Origin of the sequence: Streptomyces sp. NPDC058796, assembly GCF_042745235.1 — a bacterium.
GTDB lineage: Bacteria > Actinomycetota > Actinomycetes > Streptomycetales > Streptomycetaceae > Streptomyces.
On the sequence record NZ_JBHYOP010000016.1, the window covers coordinates 52377 to 75288 of the forward strand.

Consider the following 22912-nt stretch of genomic DNA (forward strand, 5'->3'; position numbering starts at 1 on the left):
AAGATAGCCTCCGCTACGTTATTTCCGTCCAGGCAAATCGGGCAATAACCCTTTTCGGTGACTCGACGGGCGCCCGTAACAGGCGTATGGCCGGGTAGCGGCGACAGTTGTGGCGCAGTCGCTGGGACCGCCAACCCCCGGTATTCGCGCGTCAGTTGCCACGTCTTCTTGGTCGCGTGGGGTCGGAGCGTCTTGCGTCCGTTGTCACTCGCATACCACTCGCATGCGTTCATGTTCGAAAGAACAGCGCATTACCGCCCGAAAGCGCCTGTTTGGAGCTCCGGGCGTACGCTGGCGCACTAAATTCGTGGCCGACATGAGAACAGAGCGAGGGCGGACGGAACATTGCAGGAACGGGCGAAGGCAACCCGCAGATCACTGGTGGAAGCGGCTGCCCAGCTGTTCGCTGAACAGGGATACGCGGCCACCAGCGTCAACGACATAGGCGCAAGGTCGGGCCGGACCAGCGGTGCGGTCTACTTCCACTACACCGGCAAGGAGGGCATCGCCGTCGCCGTCGTCGAGGACCGGTTCGCCACCTGGTCTCAGCTCGCTGCACCCTACGGAGACGAAACGGTCCCACCGCTCGAACGGCTCGTCGCCCTCAGCTATGAAATCGCCCATGCCCTCGCGCGGGATCCCGTGACGCGTGCCGGTGCCCGCCTGTGGGCCGAGCGCACCATCATCAAAGCTCCCGTTCCCGACCCCTTCGCACTGTGGACCGCTGCCGCCACGCGACTGCTCGCACAGGCCCGGATGGCAGGGCAAGTCAACGAGCGCGTCCGCCCCGCCCGCACGGCCCGGGCCCTGGTGCGCGCGTTCTTCGGCCTGTGCACACTCACCGAGGCCCTCGAGAGTGCGACCGTCCTCGACGACCGCCTGACCGACTGGTGGCACCTGACCTTGCCCTCCCTGCGGCCGCAACCGTCCCGCGGGAACCTGCCGGCAGGCCGGTGACGCACTCGCGCACGTCGCCCTCGATCGTCTGGCGGCACCACCCGGCGCCCGTGCCTCTCACCGCGCACACCGACCAGCGAGTCGCCCACCAGCGTCACTTGGCGACCGCGCCTCCTTGCCTCTCCAGGGTCGCCGCCGCGCTGTTCACCGGCGTCTCCCCGCCGGCAACTCGCGACCGCCGGCTCATCCCCGCGCGCCGGTCGCGCCGGTGCGCGCACCATCCACCGAGTGGATGGGCGGCGAAGACCTGGCTGACGCAGAGTGCGCGAACCGCGGGACTGTGAATGGTTGGGTGTATTTCCCGATCATGGAGGATGCATGGGTGATCAGTGAGGACGTGGCTGAGTAGGACGCTGTCGAGTCGGCAGCGGCTGTGTTGGCGAAGGTCGTGGACGACCAGCTGGTCGACGAGTTGGTGAGCCGGGCCCGGGCCGAGGGTCTGCTGCTGAATGGCGAGGGCGGGCTGTTGCAGCAGGCGGCCAAGTGGCTGTTGGGGTCGGTCCTGGAAGGCGAGGTCACCGACCACTTCGGTTGTGGCAAGTACGATCCGGCGGGCAAGTACGGTGGCAATTCCCGTAACGGCAGACGCTCCAAGACGGTGTTGACCGACGTCGGGCCGGTGGAGATCGTTGTGCCCCGGGGCGGCTGGTTCGAGCCGAAGATCGTCAGGAAGCGGCGGAAGGGCCTGACCGGGGTCGACGAGATGGTCATCTCGCTGGCCGTGAAGGGGCTGGCCACCGGTGAGGTCCAGGCCGCCCGCCTGGCCGAGGTCTATGGGGCCGAGGTCTCCCGCCAGACCGTCTCCACCATTACCGACAAGGTCCTCGAGGGCATGACTGGATGGCAGGGCCGTCCCCTGGACCCGGTCTGTCCGGTCGTGTTTGTCGACGCGGTCCGCGTGAAGTTCCGCGATGGTGCGTTCGCCGACCGGCCCGTCTGTGTGGCCCTGGCCGTCACCGCCGAGGGCCGGCGGGAGATCCTGGGGTTGTGGGCCGGGGACGGCGGTGAGGGTGCCAAGCGCTGGCTGTACATCCTGACCGAGATCAAGAACCGCGGCGCGGGCGGTGTGCTGATGCTGGTCTGCGACGGGCTCAAGGGCCTGCCCGAGGCGGTGGGGGCCGTCTGGCCGCGGACCATCGTGCAGATCTGCGTGGTGCACCTGCTGCGGAACTCTTTCCGCTATGCCGCCCGCCAGGACTGGGACTAGTACTCCAGTCAGAAATCGTTGCCTGAGCTGGTCGGCCTCGTTGTTCCAGGCACGGTGGGGATGGACGAAGCTGACCTGTGGGCTGGCGAGCTGGGGTCGGTTTCCGCCTGTGTGGCGGGCCGGTTCTCGTGGGTGGATCTGCGGTGGCGGATGCGGGACTACGTGCGTGGTCTGCTGGCTCCGGTGGAGCGGGAGAACGGCTGGCAGCTGGCCGAGTACGCGGGTCACCGCGGACCTGCCGGCTTCCAGCGTCTGCTGGACGGTGCCTCCTGGGGCGCTGGCGCGGTCCGGGACGGTCTGCAGCGGTACGTGGCTGAGCGGCTCGGCACCCCGGACGGGGTTCTGATCGTGGACGATACCGGCTTCTTGAAGAAGGGCACCACTCTGCCGGCGTGTAGCGACAGTACTCGGGCACGGTCGGCCGCACCGAGAACTGCCAGATCGGGGTCTTCGCCGCCTATGCCTCGGCCAAGGGCAGAGCGCTGGTGGACCGGGAGCTGTATCTGCCGAAGTCCTGGACCGCGGGGACGGACCGGTGCCGGGCAGCGGAAGTTCCTGACAGTCGTGGCTGCGACCAAGGGAGAACTGGCCCGCGCGATGAGCCTGCGGGCTCTTGCTTCGCCCCTCCCCATCGCCTGGGTGATGGGCGACTGCGCCTACGGACAGGAATGGCGCATGCGCCGCACCCTGGAGGAAGCCGGTGTCGGCTACGTCCTGGCCGTGCCGAAGACACAGCAACTGCACGCTCCCTTCGGCTGTATCGACCAGGCCATCGCCGACGCTCCCGGCGAGGCATGGGAACGACGTTCCTGCGGCGAGGGTGCCAAAGGCCCGCGTACGCACGACTGGGCAGCCGCCCGTCTGCCAGTGGTCGATGTCTTCGACGGTGACCGGCCCACCCATCAACGGTGGGTGCTGGCCCGCCGCAGCCTGGCCCGTCCGGACGAGATCGCCTACTACCTCGCCTATGCACCGAACGGCACCCCTGTCGCCGAACTGGTCCGGATCGCCGGGGCGCGCTGGGCGATCGAGGAAGCCTTCCAGGCAGCGAAGAACGAATGCGGCCTCGACCAGTACGAAGTCCGCCGCTATCCAGGCTGCTACCGGCACATCACCCTGGCCATGCTCGCCCACGCGTTGCTGGCCGCTGTCGCAGCCCAGACCACTGAAAGGCGGGCCGCAGAAACGACCCCACCAGCACCATCCACTTCACCGTGGCAGGAGTCCGCCGACTCATGGACATTCTGCTGCCCCGCCCCACACCCCTCCTCGGACCCGTTGCACATGCCCTGAACTGGTCCCTCTGGCGCAGACGACACCAAGCCACAGCCCGCCGCTGCCACTACCGAAGAAGAACCAGCTCAGGCAACGATTTCTGACTGGAGTACTAGGGGCTGTCTGACAAAGGATCTTGGTTGGGTTCGCGGAGCCAGAGGATGAGTGCGGCGAGGTGGACTCCGGCCTTGTAGCGGGTGGCGAGTGTGTCGAAGCGGGTGGCGATCGCGCGAAACTGCTTGAGGCGGTCGAAGCAGCGTTCGACCACGTTGCGGGCCTTGTAAAGCTCGCGGTCGAAGGCCGGGGGTCTGCCGCCGGCCTTCCCTCGCCGCAGACGGTTGGCCTTCTGGTCCGCCCGCTCAGGGATCACTGCCCGGATGCCTCTGCGTCGCAGGGACTGGCGGATCGCCCGGGACGAGTACGCCTTGTCCGCGACGACCGCATCGGGCCTGAGGCGGGGGCGCCCGGCGCCGGTCCGGGGCGCCCTCAGCTCGTCCATGACCGTGTCGAAGACGGTGGAGTCGTTGACGTTGCCTGGCGTGACGACGACAGCCAGGGGCAGGCCCCGGCCGTCGCAGGCGAGGTGGAGCTTGGTGGTCAGCCCGCCGCGGGACCGGCCCAGCGCCTGGCCGGCCGACGGGCGTGCCGGATCTTCCAGTTCGTCCCCCGCCGCCCCTTTTTGCGGGCACCGGCGGCGTGCTGATGGACCCGGCCGATCGTGGAGTCGACCGACACGGTCCACTCCACGGCTCCGACGGAGTCGTCGCGAACCTGGGCCTGCTCGAGCAGGCGAGCCCAGGTTCCGTCCGCCTCCCAGCGGGCGAACCGTTCATAGACCGTCTGCCACGGCCCGTAGCGTTCCGGCAGGTCACGCCACGGAGCACCGGTCCGCAACCGCCACAACACCCCGTTGATCACCTGCCGGTGATCCCGCCAAGGACGACCACGACCGTCAACACCAGGCAGCAGGGGCGCTATCCGCTCCCATGCCGCATCCGTCAACTCACCCCGACCCACCACAAGATCAATTATCAGACAGTGCCTAGTTCGCCCGCCTTCTCAGGCCGGTCTGCACGGCGGCGACCGAGGAGGCGGCTCTGGAGCGGTTCGCCGAGTTCGCCGACGCCTGGGGCAGGAAGTGTCCGGCGATTGTGAAGCTGTGGGAGAACGCGTGGGAGGAGTTCACCCCGTTCCTGCGGTTCGACACCGAGATCCGCCGGATCGTCTGCACAACGAACGCGATCGAGTCGGTGAACGCCCGTATCCGGCGGGCGGTCACGGCCTGCGGTCATTTCCCCGACGAGCAGGCCGCCCTGAAGTGCGTCTACATGGCGATCATGAGTCTGGATCCCACGGGCAAGGGCCAGGCCCGCTGGACCATGCGCTGGAAGACCGCGCTGAACGCCTTCGACGTCACCTTCGACGGCCGGCTCTCAGTGGCCCGCCAGTGACCCGACCACCTTGGTTGCACCGCTCGTTTGGCAGCCCCGTTCACAGACAGCTTCCTCGGGGCGGGCGGGGGTTTGGAGCTTGATCCAGGCGGTGTTGTGGTCGGTGCCGGTTGTCCGGGCAGGGCGCCTGGCCTGCCACGAGGTGATAGGCGAGAAGACTCAGCGGTGGCGGGTGAGTCGATGCATGCCGCGATGCATACTGCAGTGTCCCCGACACGGTGTGCACCGCCAGCCTGGACTGATGCGGCGAATCAGGTCCGAGTCGGCCGCGGCCGACGAGACCGATACGGCAGTGACGGCCTTTCCCTGCCGGTCTGCGCGGGTTGGGGACCTCTTCGGGAGCGAGCTCTCAGGGAGACCGGCGTCGGCCGGTGACGCGTGAACAGCGGCGGCACGCACGACATCGACAGTTGCTGGAGAACGGTTGGAGACCGGTGGTCCGCGCCGCCGGTCTCCGGTTCACTGGGCCGATGGCGCACACCGACACGACCGGAAGGACCACGATGGCAGGGCTGTCCCTTCCGTCGGCCGGAGGACAAACGCCCTTCTGGTACGCCGTGCACCCCGGCGTCCAGCTGTACGAACCGGGCCAGGCGGAACGTCTCCTGCGTTCCGCCCCACCGGCCACGGCCGGCTCGGATGTCTTCCGGGCCGCCCGTGTCCTGCTGCACGACGGGCATCCGCACCAGGTTGCGGCCGGGTGTGAGGAGTTGCTGCGCCATGCCGGGGCCTCCGCCTGGTCGACGGCGTTCCGCGCGCTGCGCTCGGAGGCCCTGATCCACCTGGGTGACTTCAGAACCGCCGAGCACGAGGCCATCACCGCACGGGACGCGGCCGGCCGCCAGTCGGCCACGCTCGGCCCCTGGTGCACCGCGCTCCTGGCGGAATCGCTCATCGAGCAGGGTCGCCGCGAGGAAGCGGCCGCACATCTCGGCGGGCCCGCGGCCGGGAACGACCTGTGCGGACTGCCCGCGCTTCGGGCCCGCGGCCGGCTCCTCCTGGCTCTGCACCGTCCTGACGACGCCCTCGCCGCCTTCACCGGTGCTGCCAGGACGGCACAGCGGCACGGCACCGGAGTGCTCCCCCATCTGCCGTGGCGCAGCGACATCGCCCAGGCTTTCCTCCAGCTCGGCCGGCCGGACCGGGCCCACGCACTGCTCACGGAGGAACTCTCCTCCCTCGCGCCCGGTCCCCGTGAACGCGGCGTCGCGCTGCGCCTCTTGTCCGCCACCGAGGAACCCGAATGGCGTCTGCCCACCCTCTCGCGGGCCGCCACCGAACTGCGGCGCTCGGACGACCGCGTCGAACTCGCCCGCGTCCTGAGTGACTTCGCCCACACGCTCGACACCCTCGGTGAACTCAGCACCGCGGATGTCTTCCGCCGCCGTGCCGCAGGCCTGTCGGCGGCCTAGAGGGCGTTTGAAGTGGGCGGATGGCCCTTTACCTCCGAGTCGCTTCCTCGCCAGTGGTGCCGGAATGGGAGGTCCCCGGCGGTCTCGTCGCGTGCCTTCGCCGCACGGGTGCGAGAAGTGGTGGGGCTGGCTTCTCCCAAGGAGATGATCCTGTCCAACCAGCGCAAGTACTACCCGGGCATCGCACCGGTCGCCGACGAGGAGACAGCATGAGCGCTCTCATCGAAGAGGACGAGATCGCACACGGGGCCGACCTCGTCTGGCTCGAGGACACCGGTGGTCTCGACTACGTCCGCCAGAGCCCGGACCGGCTGCTGAACCGGCGGGGCAAGCCCCCGTACCACCGGGACGGCCGCATGGTCGGACACGCCCTGCTGGGGCCGGAGGCCAAGCCCTTGCGCACGTCGGGCGCCTTCCGCCGACGCGTCTTCTGGCTGCTGCCGCACGACCGAGACTCTGACCCGAAGGGTCTGCACGCGACCGGCGCGCCCGCCGAGGCCGTGGACCCGCGCACGCTGGCGCCCGGTGGCAAGGGGCGCAAGACCGAGCGGTCCGAGGGCGGTCCGCCCTCGGCGACGGCACGGGAGCCGGGAAACACGCCGCCGCTGTAGTCGTCTCGTGCGCGGGCGCCGGGGGGTTCGCCGGACGGAAGGCGTAAGGACGTTATGGAAGAACCGTCTACCCGGTATATTCCTCGGTGTGGCAGTCCGGGCTTCAACGGGGGGACATGGCATGGGCGCGCTCAAGGGCAGAACGGCTCTGGTCACCGGTGCCAGTCGCGGCATCGGCAGGAGCATCGCGCTCAGACTGGCGAGCGAAGGCGCCCTGGTCGCCGCTCACTACCGCCGTGACGAGACCGGGGTCGCCGAGACGCTCGCGGCGATCACGGACAGCGGCGGACGAGCCTTCGGTCTGTGCGCCGAGCTGGGTGTCCCGGGAGACGCCCAGACGCTCTACGCCCGCTTCGACGCGAAACTGGCCGAACACGGAGCGGCCCAGGGCCTCGACATCCTGGTGAACAACGCCGGAACGAGCGGGTCCGCGCGCATCGACGACGTGACACCCGAACTTTTCGACCGCTTGTTCAGCGTGAACACCCGGTCCCTGCTGTTCGTCGCCCAGATGGGGCTCAGGCGGATGCGCGAGGGCGGCCGCATCATCAACATCTCGTCGGTGGCCACCCGGATCGCCTACCCGGAGTCTGTCGTCTACTCGATGAGCAAGGGCGCGGTGGACACCTTCACGCTCGCTCTGGCCAAGGAAGTCGGTGAACGCGGCATCACCGTCAACGCGGTCGCTCCCGGCTTCGTCGAGACGGACATGAACCTCGCCAAGCGAAGCACTCCCAAGGCGGCGGCACAGCTTGCCTCATGGTCCGTCTTCAACCGGCTCGGCAGGCCCGGGGACATCGCCGAGATCGTGTCCTTCCTCGCGTCCGACGCCTCGGGGTGGATCACGGGCCAGTGCATCGACGCCTCTGGAGGCTCCCGGCTGTGACGCGGTCTTGGGTGTCCGGTCGAAAGACGGGGCCGCACCGGCCCCGGACGGGTGTCCCGCCTCGGCGTCCCGTTCCGGCGAAGTGAGGTGAGCGTGGTGTCGAGTTCGCCGTCAAGCACGGCGGTGGGCACCGTCCTGGTGGCCGGCGGCAGCGGTTTCATCGGAAGCGCGGTGGTCACGGAGCTGGCCGCCCGCAGCGCCTTTCGGGGCGTGCCCGCGATCCGCGTCCTGGCACGTCGCACACCGCCGTTCCTCGACCGCACGGTGCGCCACGTCCGCGCCGACCTGGCCCGGCCGGAGACGTTGCGCGGATCGTGCGAGGGAGTGGAGGTCCTGATCCACACCGCCGCCTACGTGGGACGTGACCCCGCCCTCTGCGAGGTGGTCAACCACCGCGGCACCCTCGCCCTCCTGCACGAGGCACGGCGCGCCGGCGTCGAGCGCATCGTCTACGTCAGCACGGCCTCCGTCTACGGTTCCGGACCCCATCGCGCGGTGGGGGAACAGGAACTGTCACCGAATCCGGCGTCCGCCGCGAGCAGGTCACGGTTGCGGGCTGAACAGGCCGTGCTGGACGCGGGCGGCACCGTGCTGCGTCCGCATCTGGTGTACGGCGTCGGTGACGAGTGGTTCATCCCCACCCTGGTCCGCCTTCTCGCCAGGGTGCCCGCGTGGCCGACCGGAACGGTGCCGCACAGTTCGATGATCGCGGTGAGCGACCTGGCGCGCGGCGCGGCGGGCCTGGCGTGCGCGCTCGGGACCGCGGACCGCTCCACGGTGTACCACGCGGCCTGCCCCCGGCCGGTGCCGATGGACCGGGTCTTGTCGGCCCTCCAGCGTCACCTCGGCCTCCCCGCGCCCCGCAGGGACGTGGCACCGCTGGAGCACCAAAACCAGGTCGCCCACGCCGTACCCGAACTCTCCGACCACCAGTACGCCTTGCTCACTCAGGACCACTGGTACCGGAGCGATCGTCTCTGGTCCCGGATCGGCGAGGATCCCGGACCGGGCTTCGAAGCCCGGTTCGCCGAGGCCGCCGACTGGTACGCACACCATCTGGCCGGACGGGACCGGCCGGGAGTGCCGAGCGGAGCCTGACCGGCGCGGCGGCCCGGTGCCCACGCGGTGGGCCGAGCAGCCGCGTGGGCGGTTGTCGTCCTACCGGGACCGGGCCGTCATCTCGGAGTGGAGTTTCAGCATGCGGCCCTCGCTCATGTCCACCGACGCCAGCACTGAGGGGACCGCGATGCTGGGCAGCAGATGACGCAGCATCGCGGTGATCCTCGTGTAGAGATCCCGGTGGTCGCTGAGCGCCTGGGACAGGGACTGGATGCCCGAGTAGGCGCCCACGAGGACGCCCGCGGTCTCGGCCGGCACGATGTGGGGGAGCAGCTCGCCCTGTGCCTGGGCCTTCTCCAGCCGCTCCTGAATCAAGTCCTCCCAGCTCACGAACGACTTGCTGCGGTCGAGGCCGTAGGCCAGCTGGTCCACGGCCAGTCGTACCGCTGCCTGGACCAGGGGATCGCTCTGCAGGCGGCAGGTGTGCAGGAGCACTATGTCCACGATCTCCTGGACCTTGGACACGCAGTCGGGAACGAAGAAGTCCTGGTTCTGCGAGAGGAGTACCTCCTGCGCCAGGTCCTCCTTCGAGGGGAAGTGGAAGTACAGCGCCCCCTTGGTGACGGCGGCTTCCGCGAGGATCTGGGAAATCGTCGCCGCCCGGTACCCGTGTTCCTGGAAGACCTTGGCCGCGGCCAACAAGATCGTCCTGCGTGTACGGATGGCCCGCTCCTGTTCAGCCATGCTGTCCTCCAGTCGATCTACGTGCCCGAGGATGCCCTATTTGCAAACCATCCAGTCCGTATTTTACCAGGCCCGACCTTCGTTCATCGGTATGCCGTTGTCCGGGAAGTGAAGACCCCCGGTCGGAAAGTCCGCCAGGGATATCGCTGATCGGCGCCACCGGGGCTCGTGGGGGAGGGGAGGAGGGGGAGCGGAGGGGGAGAAGCGCGGCGATCCGGTTCTGAGCGGGGCGCGGGTCGGCCGGAAGGCGTCGTCCGTGCCTTCCGGGCCGACCACGGCCGCGCGTTCGGCCGTCGAGTCCGGCTGCGGGGAGGCGAGGTCCGGCGGTTGCCGTGGACCGCGGTGCGGGGGTGCCCCGGTGGGTCGGACGACGGGCGCCGCCACGGTCACGGTGGACCGGAACACCGGGCCACGGTTCTGACGGCCGGCCACCTCCACGGCTTCCTCGTGTTCCGTGAGGGCACCGGAGCAGTGGGTTCCGGTCCTTCGGCGGCTCGTCGTGGGGGCCAGCGGTGTTGTTCGACCCGGGGGCGGGCTCCCGGGCGCGTGATCCGGGAGGCGGCGCCGGTTCTCGAGGGGCCTCAAGCGGTCCTTCGGTGCCGAGGCCGACCGTCGGCCCGGAGGGGTGTGCGGCTCCCTTGCTCTTCGCCGCGCGGGTGCGGTCGTACGGCGACGCCGTACGCGCCCTCCACGGAGCAGGGGTGGACCGGAAGGTGCGAGAAGACGACGGAAGTTGCCGGCCTGCGTCGCCCGAAGGGGGCGGGGAGCCCGTCTACAGGCTTGAAGGCGGCTCGAGGGACGGCCCGATCGCATGGCCGGCGTACCTCCGCGCCTGAAAACCGACCTATCATGCTGTTTCCCTGATAGGGGTGCGGGGTTCGGTCGATGCGCCGGCATGGGCGGTTCGCGACGGAAGTGCTCGCGACGGCGGCGGACCGGTTGCCGGCCCAGGAGGTGAAGTGTGATGGTCATACAAGTACGGGCGGCGCGCACGCGTCAGTCCCTCATCGGCGCGGCGGCCGAGGTCTTCGCCGACGAGGGGTACGTCAGGGCCTCCCTGCCCTCGATCTGCGAACGGGCCGGCGTGAGCTCAGGGGCCCTCCACTTCCACTTCGCCAGCAAGGAAGCCCTGGCCAGGGAGGTGGAGGGCGCGGCCGTGGTCTCCGCGCAGAAGCTGGCGGAACGCTGCCGGGCCGAGGCCGGCAGCGCGCTGCAGTCGGTGGTGGACGTCACCAGCGGTCTGATGCTCGCGATGGCCTCCGACCCCGTGGTCAGGGCGGGATTCCGGCTGAGTGGCGACCCCTCCCGCAAGGGCGGGGCGGAGCTGTTCCAGTGGTGGTACGCCTCAGCCCGCGAACTCGTCGTGCGGGCGAGGGGCGCGGGGGAACTGGCGCAGGACGTCTCGCCCGAGGACGCGGCGGCGGTGATCGTGGCCGCCACGGTCGGTTTCGGGGCGCTCGCGGGGTGGGACGAGGAGTGGCTCTCTTCCGGCCGAGCGGAGCGGTTCTGGGCTTTCGTCCTGCCGCGTCTGGCGGTGGCGCCCGAAGGGCGCCCGGACGTTGTGGGCCCCGACGTGGGGGAAGGGCCTCCCTAGGGGCGGGCCGGACGAGGTGGGCCGCCCCGCGTTCGCTGTGCGGCCCGCATCCTGGCGGTGGCTGGAGAGTCGCTCGAGCGGTGAGGTGCATGACGAGCATTGAAATACCGCACATGCTGTTTTCCGCTCCGAGTCCTGGTACGACGCTTCACAAAGCCCGCAGCAGACGGGGAGATGGCGTGGACATCGGCATACTTGGCTCATTCGCTGGGCGGGAGGGGGCGTCCCGATCACACCGACCGCCCCAAACCGCGTCAAGTGCTCGCTCTGTCGGCCCTCCATGCCGATCAGGTCGTGACCGTGGACACGCTGACGGCGGAGCTCTGGGGCGCCGAGCCGCCCCGCAGCGCGCGGCGCGGCCAGTACACGCGGTGCGCCGGTGCCCGCCGCAGGCCGCCCCACCCCGGTCGGCCGACCCCGCCCTGGCTCGAGCGCCGCTCGAGGCTTGCGGGGCAGCCTGACGGTGCGCACTGTGAGGAGAGGGGTGCTCATGCCGTCCCAGGGAGCGCACTCCGCCCGGCACACCGTCTCCGTGGCCGCACCCGCCGGGGTTGTCTACGGAATGCTCGCCGACGCCCCGCGCTGGCCGGTGCTCCTGCCCTCGTACGTCCACGTTGAGCGCATGGACTTCGACGGGGCCGAGGAAAGGCTGTCGATCTGGGAGTTCGAGGCCGGCCGCGTCCACTCCTCGCGCATGCGGCGCACATTGAGACCGCAGGCGTGTTCCATCGACTTCGTGCAGGAGAACCGGGCCTGGCCCGGTGGCACGGCCGCCGGCTCGTGGAGTGTCGAACCCGACGGCGCCGAACGGTCGCTGGTGACCCTGCGGCACGAGACGCCGCGAACGGCCGCGGGGCCGGACGGCTACGGTGCCGCCGCGGGCCACCGGCTGGCCCGGCTGCGGGAGGCGGCCGAGCGGTGGGACAGGCTGGACGAACTGCTGCTGGCCTTCGAGGAGCGGGTACGGGTCGACGGCCCCGCCGAACTCGTCTACGACTTCCTGTACCGCGCGGCGGACTGGCCCGAGCTGCTCCCCCACGTCGACGACAGCGAGGTGCGGGAGGACCGGCCGGGTACGCAGATTGTGGCGCTGGAGAGGTGCGCGGCGGCCCAGGACGGTGTCACGGCCGGCTCCGAGACCGTACGACTGTGTCTTCCGCACGCCGGGCGCATCGTCTTCAAGGACACGGCCCCGCCCGGGCCGATCGCGGCGCACAGCGGTGAGTGGAGCCTCGTACCGGACGAGTCGGGGCTGACGGTGGTGTGCGCGCACCGGGTGCTGCTTCGTGAGGAGGCGGTGGAGCCGGCCCTGGGAGCAGGCGCCCTCCCGGTGGACGCCCGTCGGCATGTGCGCGAACGGCTGGGGCGGGAGAGCCGGGAGACGCTGAGCCTGGCCAAGTGGCATGCCGAGAGCCCTGTACGCCGGTTGCGATGAGGACGAGGAGGACGCAGACGATGACCCTCACCCGACCAGGTCCGCTCGCACCGGAGGAGGTCGCGCGACCCACCGCGGTGCCGCCGTGCGCCGGTGTGCCGCCCCTCGGCGAAGGACCGTTGTCCGCCGACGTCGTGCTGCGCTCGCGGTGGCTGGATGTGCTGCTCGGCGATCCGGCTGGCTCCGACGGTCCCCGCGGCCGTACGGTGACGGCCGCCGCGCGGGACCCGCTCCCCTCGGGCGCGCTCGGCGCTGTGCTTCCCGGGCCGGGCGACGTGCGCCGCGTCGGCGCCGACGGGATCGTCCGCGTGCTGCGCCCGCTCTTCCGCCGTGATCTGGGCGTCGGTTTCGCCTGGGCGGTCCGGCCGCTGTCCGGCGTCCTGGGCGCCGCGGGCGGTGCGGAGCCGGCCGGGGGCCACGGTGACCTGGCAGCGTTGCTCGGCCCGGCGGCGCTGATCGCGGCGGCGGGCGGTGTGCTGCACACGACCGCCCGGCTCGTGGACGGTCTTATCGCGCACGAGCCGGGCGTACGGCAGTGGCAGCCCGTGCTGGCCGCGGTCTTCGCCGACCTGCTGGCCTGCGAGAGCCTGACCGCGGTGGCCCTGCGGGCCCCGGCCCTGACCGAGGGCGGGACACCGGCCCTGACCGCCGCGGCCGGATACGTCGTGCCCCATCTGGTCGGGCAGGCGCTGGACGACCTCGAACTCGTCCTGAACGGAAGCGGCTTCGGGCCGGGCACCACCGAACGCCGGACCCTCGCCAAGCTGGCTGCGGACCGCGCTGCGGCCGGGGTGGACGCGGCGGCCACGGCCGCTCGCCAGGCACGGCTCATCCAGGCGCTGCCCACGCTCGCCGATCAGGCCGCAGGCGCCTCCCGGACCCTCGACGCCCGGGGCGAGGGCGGTGAGCACCCCCAGCTGCGCCGCCTGTTCCGGCTCGGGGCGACGGTTGCGGCGGGCACCGAGGCCCCCGGTGCGGACGCAATGCCCGCCGCAGCCGTCGCGGCGGTCCTTCCCGAGGCCGCCGCCCGCCTGGCCGGCCGCCCCGACGACGATCCGGCCGTCGCCGCGCTGGCCCGCGTCGCCCGCCGGCTGGCGACCGAGCAGCGGAGGCTGCGCCTGCCGTACCCGACGGCCGGTCACAGCGATCCGGCCGACCCGGTGACCCGGGGCCTGTCCGACCGTCAGGCACTGTTGCTGCTGGCCGCGGCCGTGCTGGGGGTCGGCCAGGAGGCCGACGGCTTCCTCGGCGGCCCCCACTGGGCGCTGCTCGCGCTCGTCCGCGTCACCGGGCGGCTCGGCGCCCCGCTGCCCGCAACCGACGTCGACCCGGCCGGTGACGTGTGGGCGGAGCTGGCCGAGCGGACCCGGCAGGGCGTCGACTGCGACGTGTACGGCACGGAGTTGCTGTGGGCAAAGGCAGGCCGGCGGCGGGCCGGGGGCGGGACATGACCGGCGTACGGCCCGCCGGGGCGCCACTGCCCGTGGCCGGGCCCGAAGGCCCGTGGGACGAGGTGCGCGACCGGTTCGAGTCCAGCGGCCGGGCCGTCGTCCATACGACCTGGGGCGAGTGGCTGACCGCGGCCCTGCTCGACCCGGAGCTGCGCGGCCTGCTCGGCCGGGACCGGCCGCGCTACCGGCAGAACCCCACTGCGGCCGGGCGCCTCGCCTTCGCGGCGTCGCGCGTCGTCATGAAGCACACGGCCGGGGCGGTCCTCTGCACCGCCCCGGCCGCCCTGGACATCGCCTACCTGCCCGGCGGGCAGCCCACGCTGCGCGGTTACGCGGGAGAGCTGTGGCTGAGCCTGGCCCACACCGAGGAACTGATCGTGGTCGCCGTGAGCCGCCGCGGACCGGTGGGCGTGGACACCGAGTCCGTGACCCGGCGGGTGTCCTTCGATGCGATGCGGGAGCAGGTGTGCACCCCGGAGGAGGCCGAACTGCTTGCCGCGCTGCCCGACGACCGGAGGGCGGCGCGGTTCCTGCGGCTGTGGACGCTGAAGGAGGCGTACACCAAGGCACTCGGACAGGGGATGCGGCGCGGTTTCGACACCGTCGGCTTCCGCTGGGACGGTGACGGGCGCGCAGTGCTCGCCGACGACTCGCCCGCCGCCCGCGCATGGTCCTTCACCACCTGCCTGGTCCGGGACCGCTATCTGGTCAGCGAGGCATGCCGGCTCACCGACCGGATCGAGGACCGCTTGCGCGACGATCCAGGCGAACTCGCGCGGACGAGGCCCTCACCTGCGCGAACAGTACGGTTTCGAGGGCTTGGAGCCCCGGTCCGCGATGAACGGGAGTGGTGACCGGGGCGGCGTGCGGGCGCCGTGGACCGTGAAGCACAGGGCAGGAGGCGGAGTGCGGGAACGATGCGAGAGGGAGGCGGGGGCGCCGGTCCGCCGCACCGCGACGGTGGGTCCAGGCGTCCGGGACAGCGGATGAGCAGCCATGAGGCGCACACCGCGCCCGTACTCGCCGTGGTCCACGAGCCGGGCGGCGCGGTACCGGGCCACGCACTGGTCTTCGAGCTGTGCGGACGGCTCGGCACGGCCCAGGCCGAGGCGGTCGCGGCCAGGATCGCCACCCGGCACCGCACGTACTCCGTCGCCCTGGAGGAGGAGGCGGGCCGCTACCTGATGCGGCTGAGCCCGGCCGACACGGCGGCGGGCCCGGAACCGGTGCCGGTCACCGCAGAGCTGCTGTCCGACCTGCTGCAGCCCCCCTGCTCGGGCGCCGTCCCGGTGACGGGGCACCAGCGGGAGCTGCTGCTCGCCACCGTGAACCGGCCCGGCGCGGCCGGCCGCCACATCGAGCAGCTCCACTGGACCTGGACCGGCCCGCTGGACGTCGGCCGGTTCACCGCGGCCTGGCAGTCCGTCACCGATCGCGAGGGCGTCCTGCGCGCCTCTTTCGACTGGGCCGGCGCCCCCCGGCTGGTCCTGCACGAGAGAGCGGCCGTCGAGGTCGTCCACCACCGCCACACCACCGTGGCCTGGAACGATCTCCTGCGGCGCGACCGGGTGAGGGGATTCGCCCTGCACCGTCCGGGACTTCTACGCGTGACCCTGCTCGACGGCCCGCCGGAGCACGGCGCGGCCGGCCGCGCCCCGACCCGCATCCTGCTGAGCTACCCCCAGGCCCTGCTCGACGAGCGCGGCGCCCAGCTGCTGGTGCGGCAGTTCTACCGGGCCTACCTCGCCGACGGCGTCCTACCGGGCGGCGAACGGCGGCCCGACCTCCGCGACCACGTGGAATGGCTCCGGGGCCAGGACACCGACGTCGCACGGCGGTTCTGGATCACCGCCGCCCCGCCCCCGGACGCCGTGGTGAGCCCCGGCCGGCCCGGCGGACACGCCCGCGACAGCGGCTCCGGACGCATCCAGCGCCGGCTGCTTCCCCGCCAGACCGCACGTCTGCGCGCCTGGGCCGCGGCCCGGGGCGCCGGCGAGAGCAGCGCCCTGCACGCGGCGTGGGTGCTGCTGCTGTACCGGGCGGCGGGGGTGTCCGGCCCGGCCCCGGTGAGCTTCGGCATACACCTCTCCGGCCGCGACCTCATGCTGCGGGGCGCGGCCGACATGCCCGGGCTGCTGGGGGACCCGCTGCCGGTGACCGTCACGGTCGACCCCACCGCCCCCCTGGTGGAACTGCTGCGGCAGGTGCGCGACGAGGCGCTCGACCTGAGCGCCTACCCCTGGGTCAGCGGCGACCTGATCCGGGAGTGGAGCGGCCGGGCCCCCGGCGACCGCCTCACCGACACGCTCGTCCGCTTCGACGCCCGGCCCGAACTGCCCGGGGAGTTGCGGACGGAGCTGCGGGCGCAGGGCATCCTCGTGGACGTACCGCAGAGTGTGAGCAGCGACACGAGTCTGCCGGTGACCCTCGTCGCGCAGCACGACAGCCAGGGCGGGCTGACGCTGACCGCCACCCACGACCGGGCCGGCCTGTCCGACACCGACGCCTCCTGGACGCTGTCGCAGTGCATGCGCCTGCTGCGCCTGCTGCCGGACCACCACGACGAGCGGGTCACCGTGGCCCAGGTCCTCGACCTGCTACGGGTGGGCGGGGTACCGCCGTCGACGCGGCAGGAGCCCGGGTCGCGCGGCTGCACCCTGGCGGTGCTGCGCGCCGGGGAACCGCAGGCGGACGTCATCGGCCTGGTCGTGGTCCCGGGGGTGCCGCCCGGCGTCTACGACCTGCTGCTCAGCGAGTACGACGGTCCGGAACGCATCGTGTCCCTGTCCCTCGACGACGCCGGCGTGCCCCCTTCCTCCGGTCTGCCGGAACCGCCGGGCGCCGGACGCAGGCTGGTGCTGTGCGGGTGCGGGCCCGCCGGCCGGTCCGCCTACGAAATCGCCCGCGAGGCCTCGTACCGGGCGGGCGGGCCGACGACCGTGATCATGACGGGTACCGGCGACGCCGCAGAGAGCGCCCGCGCGCTTCTGCGGGCCCTGGAGTCCGTCCGCGCGCGTAGCGGGTGACCTCGCGCGGGCTGCGGCCTTCCGTGGCGGTGGGTGTAGGTCAGAGCAGGAGACCGAGCGGCCACCGGAGGGCTCCGGGCGGTGGGGCCACGGGCGGCGAACGGGCGCTTGCCCCCCAATAACAGGCCATCAGGTCTCTTCAAGGTCCAATAAACCGTCCGAGTGGTCTGGTTCACTGGAGCCCGAGAGGCGCTTGAAGGGGAGTCCGTTGAGGGCGGAGCGGCAAACGGTGGCGATCCTGCTTGAACGGGCTCGCCATAGAGGTCTCCCGGCGTCAGTAGTGATGCTCGCATGGGACATAAAAACGGCTCATGCGGTTTGTTATTGACAGACCGCGTGTGCTGTTTTTTAATCGAGGGGCCCGCAGCGCACGCGAACGAGGGAGACGGCGTGGACATCGACGTACTGGGCGCACTGGATGTGAGGGAGAGCGGGGTGTCCGTCGCCCCCACCGCGCCGAAGCCCCGCCAGGTCCTGGCCCTGCTGGCCCTGCACGCCGACCGGATCGTCCCGGTCGACTCGCTCGTCGAGGAACTGTGGTCGGGCCGGCCGCCGCGCAGTGCCCGCACCACCCTGCAGACCTACGTCCTGCAACTGCGCGAACTCATCGCCGCAGCCCTGGTGAAGGGCCCAGCCCGGGAGGGCGAGCAGCCCCGTACCGCCAAGGACGTGCTGATCACCCTGCCCGGGGGGTACCTGCTGGACTGCAACGGCGGCACCAGCGACGTACGGGAATTCGATCAGCTGGCCGGTCAGGGCTACCGGGCCATGGACGCGGGCGACTTCACCGGCGCCTCCCGTCTGCTGGGCGCCGCGCTGAAGCTCTGGAACGGAACGGCCTTCGCGGACGTGTCGAAGGGACCGCAGCTGACCGTGGAGGCCGCACGGCTCGACGAGAGCCGCCTGTGCGCCCTCGAACAGCGCATCGAGGCCGGGCTCAGGCTCGGCCGCGACCGGGAACTGCTGGCCGAACTCACCGTGCTGACGAGCCGTTACAGTACTCACGAGAACCTGCACGCACAGTTCATGGTGGCCCTGCATCGCTCGGGCCGCCGTGGCGAGGCGCTCGGTGTCTACCAGAGGCTGCGCACCAGGCTCGTGCGTGATCTCGGGATCGAGCCTTCCCCGCGGCTGCGCCGCCTTCAGCACGCGATCCTGGCTGCCACCCAGGACGGTATTCCCGTACCGGTGGTGCCGGGGCGCTCCCCGCAGTCCCCGCCGGAGCACAGCCTGGCCCCGGCTGGCTGATCCGCACCACCCGTCCCTTCCCGGGAGACCGGCATCGAACAGGAGGCGCACGCCTTGACCAGCCAGCCGCAGACCGCCCCGCCACCGCACCCCGACGGTTCCGTGGGCGACGTCCTCGCCGGGCTGACGGCCGTGCTGGCGGACACGCTGGACGTCGAACCCGGCCGGATCGACCCGCGGCAGCGCTTCCAGGCACTGGGCGTCGACTCCATTTTCGCCGCCGAGCTCGTGGCCGCCGTCAACGCCCGCTTCGGCACCGGCATCACCGCGGCAGCGCTCTACGACCACCCGGCCCCCGCCGACCTCGCCCGCCACATCGCCGCGGCCGGCGTCCCGGCAGCGCCGCAGGGCCGTGTGCCGACTGCCTCGAAGATCCGCGTCGACGCCTCCGCCGGGCCCGGCGCGGACGCCGTCCTGGAGGAGCTGCGCGGTCACTTGGCGGCGACGCTCCACTGCGACCCCCTCGAACTCGACCCGGATACGGCCTTCCCGCTGCTCGGACTCGACTCGGTCCTGGCCGCCGAGTTCGTGGCCGCGGTCAACCGGGCGTACGGCCTCACCAAGCGGCCCGTCACGCTCCGGGACCACCCCAGTCTCGCGGCCATGGCCGAGTACATCGTCGGTACGGCGCCGGGCGCAGCGGGGTCCGGGGGCCTCGCCGGGACGGGCTTTGCACCGGACGCGGTGCGGAGCGACCTCACCAAGGACGAGGTGGGCGCGCTCCTCGACGCGGTGCGCGACGACATGCTCACGGTCGACGAAGCGGTCACCCTGCTGACGCCGCGGCCGGCCTGAACGGGGACGGCACGTGGAGACCATGGACCACAGGGACATCCTGACCCGCTTCAAGAACGGTGTCCTGGGCCGTGAGCAGGCGGCGGCCCTCTTGACCGGTGCGGCTCCCGCGGCGGGGGACGCGCCCCTCACGACGGCGGTGACCGAGTCGCGTGCCGCCGTGTCCCAGCCCCCGTCGGCGCCTGCCCTGACGACCGCGCCGGCGGGCGGCGGACTCCCGGCCCCGGCGGACGGGTACGCCATCTCGGCCGTGCACGGACGCTTCCCGGACGCGGACGGCCTGGACGCCTTCTGGCGCACCGCAATGCTGGGCGGACACGGCGCCGGGCAGGAGGCGCCGGTCGCCGGCGAGAGGGACCCGGACGGTGCTGACGAGCGCCGGCCGGGGCGTTTCCTCGGGGGCGTCGACGAGTTCGACGCCGTCTTCTTCGGGCTGACGCCGCAGGATGCCGCGCTGATGGACCCGCAGGAGCGGGTCCTGCTCGAAGTCGTCTGGCAGACACTGGAGACAGCCGGCTGCACCGGCGCCCGCCTCGGCACACTCACCGCGGCGGACGGCGAACCCCGCAGCGTCGGCCTCTACGTCGCCCACGGCCCCGTCGCGCACACCTCACCCGCCGCCGGTCCGCCTCCCGTGCCGTCGGCCGGCTGCTGCGCGGGGCTGCCCGCCCGTCTCTCCGCCCTGCTGGACCTACGGGGGCCCGGCCACTGCGTCGGCAGCGGCGAGGCTTCCTTCCTCGTCGCCCTGCACCAGGCGCTGTCCGCCCTACGCGACGGGGAGTGCGCCGCCGCCCTGGTCGGCGCCGTCGACCTGCGGCTCGATCCTTCCCGCCGGCACGCGGGAAGCGGCGAGGGCGTGGGGGCCGTACTGCTCCGACCGCTCGCTGCCGCCCGGGCCGCCGGCGACACCATCCACGCGGTCGTCCGGGGGACAGCTGTCGCCCACACCGGACGCCGTGCGCCGGCCACCGCCGACGCCCGGCTGGCCCGCCGGGCAATGGCCGCGGCGGGTGTCGAAGCGGCGGACGGCGAAGCGGTCGGTGTCACGGTGCGGGAGACCGGGGCCACCGCGGCCGCGGCGGCAGGCGACACCGGTGCGGTGACCGGACTGGTCGCCCTGGTGCGGGCGGTGCTGCAACTGCGCCACGGCACGCCGCTGCCCGCCCCCGGCGGCTCCCCGGCTGTGCCGTGGGTACAGCCGTACGACGAGTCGGGACGCGAACTGCCGCGCCGCGCCGCCGTCTCCGTGCGCGCGACGGCCGGCACCGCGGCCGTCCACGTGCTCCTCGAGGAGCCGCCGCGGCTTCGGCCGGGGCAGCGCCCCGCGGGGCCGGCCGCGGCGTCCGAGGAGCTGGTGTTGCTGTCCGCGCCGACACCGGAGCACCTCGCCGCCACGGCCCGGCGGTTCGCCGACCGGTCGCTCCCGGCGGACGGAGTTCAGGACGGCGTACCGGACGGCGCGCGGGAACTCGCCGCACTGGCGCGTGAACTCAGGACGGGCCGGGCCGTGATGGACTGCCGTCTCGCCGTCGTCGCGCGGGACACCGGAGAGCTCGCCGCCGCGCTCAGGGCGTTCGCCGACGATCCGGGCAGCGCCGCGACCGGTGATCCGCGCAGGGGTGTGCGGTACGCCGATCTGCGCGGCGCCCAAGGGCCCGGCGTGCTGTCCCACGGCCTTCCCGAGACCCGTGCGTACCTGGCGGCACTGTGGCGGGGGCGTCGGCTCGATGCCCTGGCGCGGCTGTGGTTGGCCGGGGCGGACGTGACCGCCGCCGACACGGCCGGTGCGGTGCCGGTGTTGCCGCTCCCCACGACCGCGATGCTGCGCCGGCCGCTGCGGGGGGTCGGGCCTCCGACGACGGACGGACCGAAGACGTCATGACCCTTCTCGAAACCGGGACCCTCTTTCCCGGCAAGGCCCCGCCCCCGGAGCAGGCCGCGCCCGTCAAGCTGTGGCTGTGCCCCAACGACGACCTGGCGCCTGCCCTCAGGGACTTGCTCGCCGCGCACTGGCTGGACGAGCAGGAACGGCAGACGGCGGGCAAGTTCCTGTTCGAGCGGGACCGGCGGCAGTACCTCGTCGCGCACATCCTCGTCCGGCGGGCGCTGGCACTGGAGGCCGGACTGGCCGAGGACGAGCTGGCCATGTGGCGCTCGCAGCGCGGGCGTCCCTTCCTGCGGCCGGTGCCGGGCGGACTGCCACGCGGCGGAAGCCACCTCGACTTCAACCTCTCGCACGCCGGCGGCTACAACCTGCTCGGTATCGTCCGCCGGAACCGTATCGGCGTGGATGTCGAGGGGCTCGACCGGGACACGCGCGGCATCGACACCATCAAGGACACCTTCGCACCCGAGGAGCAGGAATGGGTGGCGAAGGCGGCGCCGGGACACCTCCGCGACCGGCGGGTGCTGCGGCTGTGGACGCTGAAGGAGGCGTACTCCAAGGCGCTCGGCCTCGGACTCGGCCTGCCCTTCGACGAGTTCGCCTTCACCCTGGCCGACGACCGAGGTGTGACCGCCTTCCGGCCGCCGGCACAGGACCGGTTCGGGCGGTGGCGCTTCGTAGAACTGGAGCCGGTGCCCGGCGTCCTGGTCGCGGTCGCGGTACCGGCCGGCGACGGACAGCCGGCCGTGCTTCAGCTCCATCACGGCTTCCCGTGGAACCGTGCGGCCCTGCAGGACTTCCCGCTGCCCCAACCGGTGGGCCCGGCCGTGTGACACGCGGACAGAGACGGACCGTTGCCCCGGGACGGGCTGTTCCAGTTGCTCGGCGCCACACCGTGCGTGGAGCTCGGCTAGAGGGCGACTGCAGAAAAGCGCTGCGGGGCACGGACCCGGTTAGCGTGCTCATGACGCAGTTTTCTGGCCATGGAAAGGGACTGGACAGAGGACTCGACGAGCGGAGGACACCGTGAAGATTCAAATCCTGGGTCCGTTGAGCGCCGAGGTCAACGGGGACTCGATCGTTCCGACGGCCGGGAAGCCGCGGCAGGTGCTGGCGCTTCTGTCGCTGCACCCGGGACGAGTCCTGCCCATTCCCACCCTCATGGAGGAGTTGTGGGGCACCGCGCCCCCGGCGAGCGCGCTCACGACCCTGCAGACGTACATACTGCAATTGCGCAGAAGACTCGGCACGGCGATGGGGCCCGGGTCACCGGCGGGCGCCAAGGACGTGCTCGCCACCCGGCACGGCGGCTACCTGCTGCAGATCGACGGCGACTGCGTCGACGTCCACCAGTACGAGAAGCTGGTGCGCGAAGGACGGACCGCCTTCGAGGCCGGGGACAACGAGGTCTCCGCCGCCCGCTTCCGCGCCGCCCTGGACCTGTGGAGCGGTGCGCCCCTGGTGGATGTGAAGGTCGGACCCGTGCTCGACATCGAGGTGATGCGGCTGCGGGAGAGCCGTCTGGTCACCGTCGAGCGGCGCATAGACGCCGATCTCCGGCTGGGCCGGCACGCGGAACTCACAGTAGAACTCATGGAGTTGACGGCCCGTCATCCTCAGCACGAGGGGCTGCACGCGCAGGCCATGGTGGCGCTGTACCGGTCGGGCCGGCAGACCTCCGCGCTGGAGGTCTACCGCCGACTGCGGATGCGGCTCATCGACGAACTCGGGGTCGAGCCCTCCCCGCGACTGCAGCGCATGCACCATGCCGTGCTGTCCGTCGACCCCCAGCTCGACGTCCTGGCGGGGCCGCGCAACACCTCCACCTTCGACCTGTTCGCCGCCTGAGCGGACCCGTGGACCAGGTGCGGCAGCC

The 22912-nt window shown here is 71.9% G+C and carries 17 protein-coding genes and 4 pseudogenes; 19 read left to right on the forward strand and 2 right to left on the reverse strand.

What is annotated here, in order from left to right; genetic code table 11:
* Window positions 1-345 precede the first annotated feature (345 nt).
* From ACFW47_RS31875 to ACFW47_RS31885, 3 genes and pseudogenes are all read left to right on the forward strand, one after another.
* Window positions 346-957, forward strand: coding sequence for a ScbR family autoregulator-binding transcription factor (locus tag ACFW47_RS31875; RefSeq protein WP_386288033.1), 612 nt, complete (start codon window positions 346-348; stop codon window positions 955-957).
* Window positions 958-1330: 373 nt separating this feature from the next.
* Window positions 1331-2161: pseudogene (locus ACFW47_RS31880) on the forward strand (IS256 family transposase); the annotation flags it as partial.
* Window positions 2162-2224: 63 nt separating this feature from the next.
* Window positions 2225-3457 (forward strand): annotated as a pseudogene (locus ACFW47_RS31885) (IS701 family transposase).
* A gap of 94 nt (window positions 3458-3551) precedes the next feature.
* On the opposite strand, the gene ACFW47_RS31890 reads toward ACFW47_RS31885, so the two are convergent.
* Window positions 3552-4459 (reverse strand): IS5 family transposase gene (locus tag ACFW47_RS31890; protein WP_386307864.1). Its coding sequence is split into 2 segments (ribosomal slippage): window positions 3552-4117 and window positions 4117-4459, totalling 909 coding nucleotides; the frame shifts between segments, so codons are not numbered across the junction.
* A gap of 32 nt (window positions 4460-4491) precedes the next feature.
* Between ACFW47_RS31890 and ACFW47_RS31895 the strand changes: the two are divergent.
* The 6 genes and pseudogenes from ACFW47_RS31895 to ACFW47_RS31920 form a co-directional block, all read left to right on the forward strand.
* Window positions 4492-4890 (forward strand): annotated as a pseudogene (locus tag ACFW47_RS31895) (transposase); the annotation flags it as partial.
* Between the two features lie 470 nt (window positions 4891-5360).
* On the forward strand, window positions 5361-6302 hold the full coding sequence (locus ACFW47_RS31900) for a tetratricopeptide repeat protein (protein ID WP_386288031.1): 942 nt from the start codon (window positions 5361-5363) through the stop codon (window positions 6300-6302).
* A 48-nt stretch (window positions 6303-6350) separates the two neighbouring features.
* Window positions 6351-6515: pseudogene (locus ACFW47_RS31905) on the forward strand (DNA primase); the annotation flags it as partial.
* Window positions 6512-6913 carry a DUF6009 family protein gene (locus ACFW47_RS31910; RefSeq protein ID WP_384478010.1) on the forward strand — a complete coding sequence of 134 codons (402 nt, stop codon included), beginning with the start codon at window positions 6512-6514 and terminating at the stop codon, window positions 6911-6913. The pseudogene ACFW47_RS31905 and the gene ACFW47_RS31910, both read left to right, overlap by 4 nt.
* 121 nt (window positions 6914-7034) lie before the next feature.
* A complete protein-coding gene (locus ACFW47_RS31915) occupies window positions 7035-7799 on the forward strand; it encodes an SDR family oxidoreductase (protein WP_386288027.1) in 765 nt (254 codons plus the stop codon).
* A gap of 96 nt (window positions 7800-7895) precedes the next feature.
* Window positions 7896-8897: an NAD-dependent epimerase/dehydratase family protein gene (locus ACFW47_RS31920; protein ID WP_386288025.1), complete on the forward strand. Its 1002-nt coding sequence runs from the start codon at window positions 7896-7898 to the stop codon at window positions 8895-8897.
* 60 nt (window positions 8898-8957) lie between these two features.
* Here ACFW47_RS31920 and ACFW47_RS31925 read toward each other — a convergent pair whose 3' ends face one another.
* Window positions 8958-9602: a ScbR family autoregulator-binding transcription factor gene (locus ACFW47_RS31925; RefSeq protein ID WP_386307865.1), complete on the reverse strand. Its 645-nt coding sequence runs from the start codon at window positions 9600-9602 to the stop codon at window positions 8958-8960.
* Between the two features lie 964 nt (window positions 9603-10566).
* Between ACFW47_RS31925 and ACFW47_RS31930 the strand changes: the two genes are divergently transcribed.
* The 10 genes from ACFW47_RS31930 to ACFW47_RS31975 all read left to right on the forward strand — a co-directional run bounded on the left by ACFW47_RS31930 (window position 10567) and on the right by ACFW47_RS31975 (window position 22884).
* Window positions 10567-11196 carry a ScbR family autoregulator-binding transcription factor gene (locus ACFW47_RS31930; protein WP_386307867.1) on the forward strand — a complete coding sequence of 210 codons (630 nt, stop codon included), beginning with the start codon at window positions 10567-10569 and terminating at the stop codon, window positions 11194-11196.
* A gap of 490 nt (window positions 11197-11686) precedes the next feature.
* Window positions 11687-12631: an SRPBCC family protein gene (locus ACFW47_RS31935; protein WP_386307868.1), complete on the forward strand. Its 945-nt coding sequence runs from the start codon at window positions 11687-11689 to the stop codon at window positions 12629-12631.
* Between the two features lie 20 nt (window positions 12632-12651).
* Entirely contained in the window at window positions 12652-14082 is a 1431-nt protein-coding gene (locus tag ACFW47_RS31940) for a hypothetical protein (RefSeq protein ID WP_386307869.1), read from the forward strand.
* Window positions 14079-14936, forward strand: a complete 858-nt coding sequence (locus tag ACFW47_RS31945) for a 4'-phosphopantetheinyl transferase family protein (protein WP_386288018.1) — start codon at window positions 14079-14081, stop codon at window positions 14934-14936. Before ACFW47_RS31940 ends, ACFW47_RS31945 begins: the two co-directional genes overlap by 4 nt.
* Before the next feature lie 132 nt (window positions 14937-15068).
* Window positions 15069-17108 carry a condensation domain-containing protein gene (locus tag ACFW47_RS31950; protein WP_386307870.1) on the forward strand — a complete coding sequence of 680 codons (2040 nt, stop codon included), beginning with the start codon at window positions 15069-15071 and terminating at the stop codon, window positions 17106-17108.
* A gap of 390 nt (window positions 17109-17498) precedes the next feature.
* Window positions 17499-18356 carry a BTAD domain-containing putative transcriptional regulator gene (locus tag ACFW47_RS31955; protein ID WP_386288014.1) on the forward strand — a complete coding sequence of 286 codons (858 nt, stop codon included), beginning with the start codon at window positions 17499-17501 and terminating at the stop codon, window positions 18354-18356.
* A gap of 54 nt (window positions 18357-18410) precedes the next feature.
* The gene (locus ACFW47_RS31960) at window positions 18411-19151 is read left to right on the forward strand and encodes an acyl carrier protein (RefSeq protein WP_386307872.1); all 741 of its coding nucleotides are present in this window, start codon (window positions 18411-18413) and stop codon (window positions 19149-19151) included.
* Between the two features lie 22 nt (window positions 19152-19173).
* Complete coding sequence (locus ACFW47_RS31965) at window positions 19174-21033, forward strand: beta-ketoacyl synthase N-terminal-like domain-containing protein (protein WP_386307873.1); 1860 nt, start codon at window positions 19174-19176, stop codon at window positions 21031-21033.
* On the forward strand, window positions 21030-21869 hold the full coding sequence (locus ACFW47_RS31970; RefSeq protein WP_386288008.1) for a 4'-phosphopantetheinyl transferase family protein: 840 nt from the start codon (window positions 21030-21032) through the stop codon (window positions 21867-21869). Before ACFW47_RS31965 ends, ACFW47_RS31970 begins: the two co-directional genes overlap by 4 nt.
* A 193-nt stretch (window positions 21870-22062) precedes the next feature.
* Entirely contained in the window at window positions 22063-22884 is an 822-nt protein-coding gene (locus tag ACFW47_RS31975) for a BTAD domain-containing putative transcriptional regulator (RefSeq protein WP_386307875.1), read from the forward strand.
* Window positions 22885-22912: the final 28 nt, after the last annotated feature.

Excerpts from the sequence above, each read along its gene's own strand:
- ACFW47_RS31900 (WP_386288031.1), top strand. The coding sequence starts at position 5,361 with ATGGCGCACACCGACACGACCGGAAGGACCACGATGGCAGGGCTGTCC.
- ACFW47_RS31910 (WP_384478010.1), top strand. The coding sequence starts at position 6,512 with ATGAGCGCTCTCATCGAAGAGGACGAGATCGCACACGGGGCCGACCTC.
- ACFW47_RS31915 (WP_386288027.1), top strand. The coding sequence starts at position 7,035 with ATGGGCGCGCTCAAGGGCAGAACGGCTCTGGTCACCGGTGCCAGTCGC.
- ACFW47_RS31925 (WP_386307865.1), bottom strand. The coding sequence starts at position 9,602 with ATGGCTGAACAGGAGCGGGCCATCCGTACACGCAGGACGATCTTGTTG.
- ACFW47_RS31930 (WP_386307867.1), top strand. The coding sequence starts at position 10,567 with ATGGTCATACAAGTACGGGCGGCGCGCACGCGTCAGTCCCTCATCGGC.
- ACFW47_RS31935 (WP_386307868.1), top strand. The coding sequence starts at position 11,687 with ATGCCGTCCCAGGGAGCGCACTCCGCCCGGCACACCGTCTCCGTGGCC.
- ACFW47_RS31940 (WP_386307869.1), top strand. The coding sequence starts at position 12,652 with ATGACCCTCACCCGACCAGGTCCGCTCGCACCGGAGGAGGTCGCGCGA.
- ACFW47_RS31945 (WP_386288018.1), top strand. The coding sequence starts at position 14,079 with ATGACCGGCGTACGGCCCGCCGGGGCGCCACTGCCCGTGGCCGGGCCC.
- ACFW47_RS31950 (WP_386307870.1), top strand. The coding sequence starts at position 15,069 with ATGAGCAGCCATGAGGCGCACACCGCGCCCGTACTCGCCGTGGTCCAC.
- ACFW47_RS31965 (WP_386307873.1), top strand. The coding sequence starts at position 19,174 with ATGGACCACAGGGACATCCTGACCCGCTTCAAGAACGGTGTCCTGGGC.
- ACFW47_RS31970 (WP_386288008.1), top strand. The coding sequence starts at position 21,030 with ATGACCCTTCTCGAAACCGGGACCCTCTTTCCCGGCAAGGCCCCGCCC.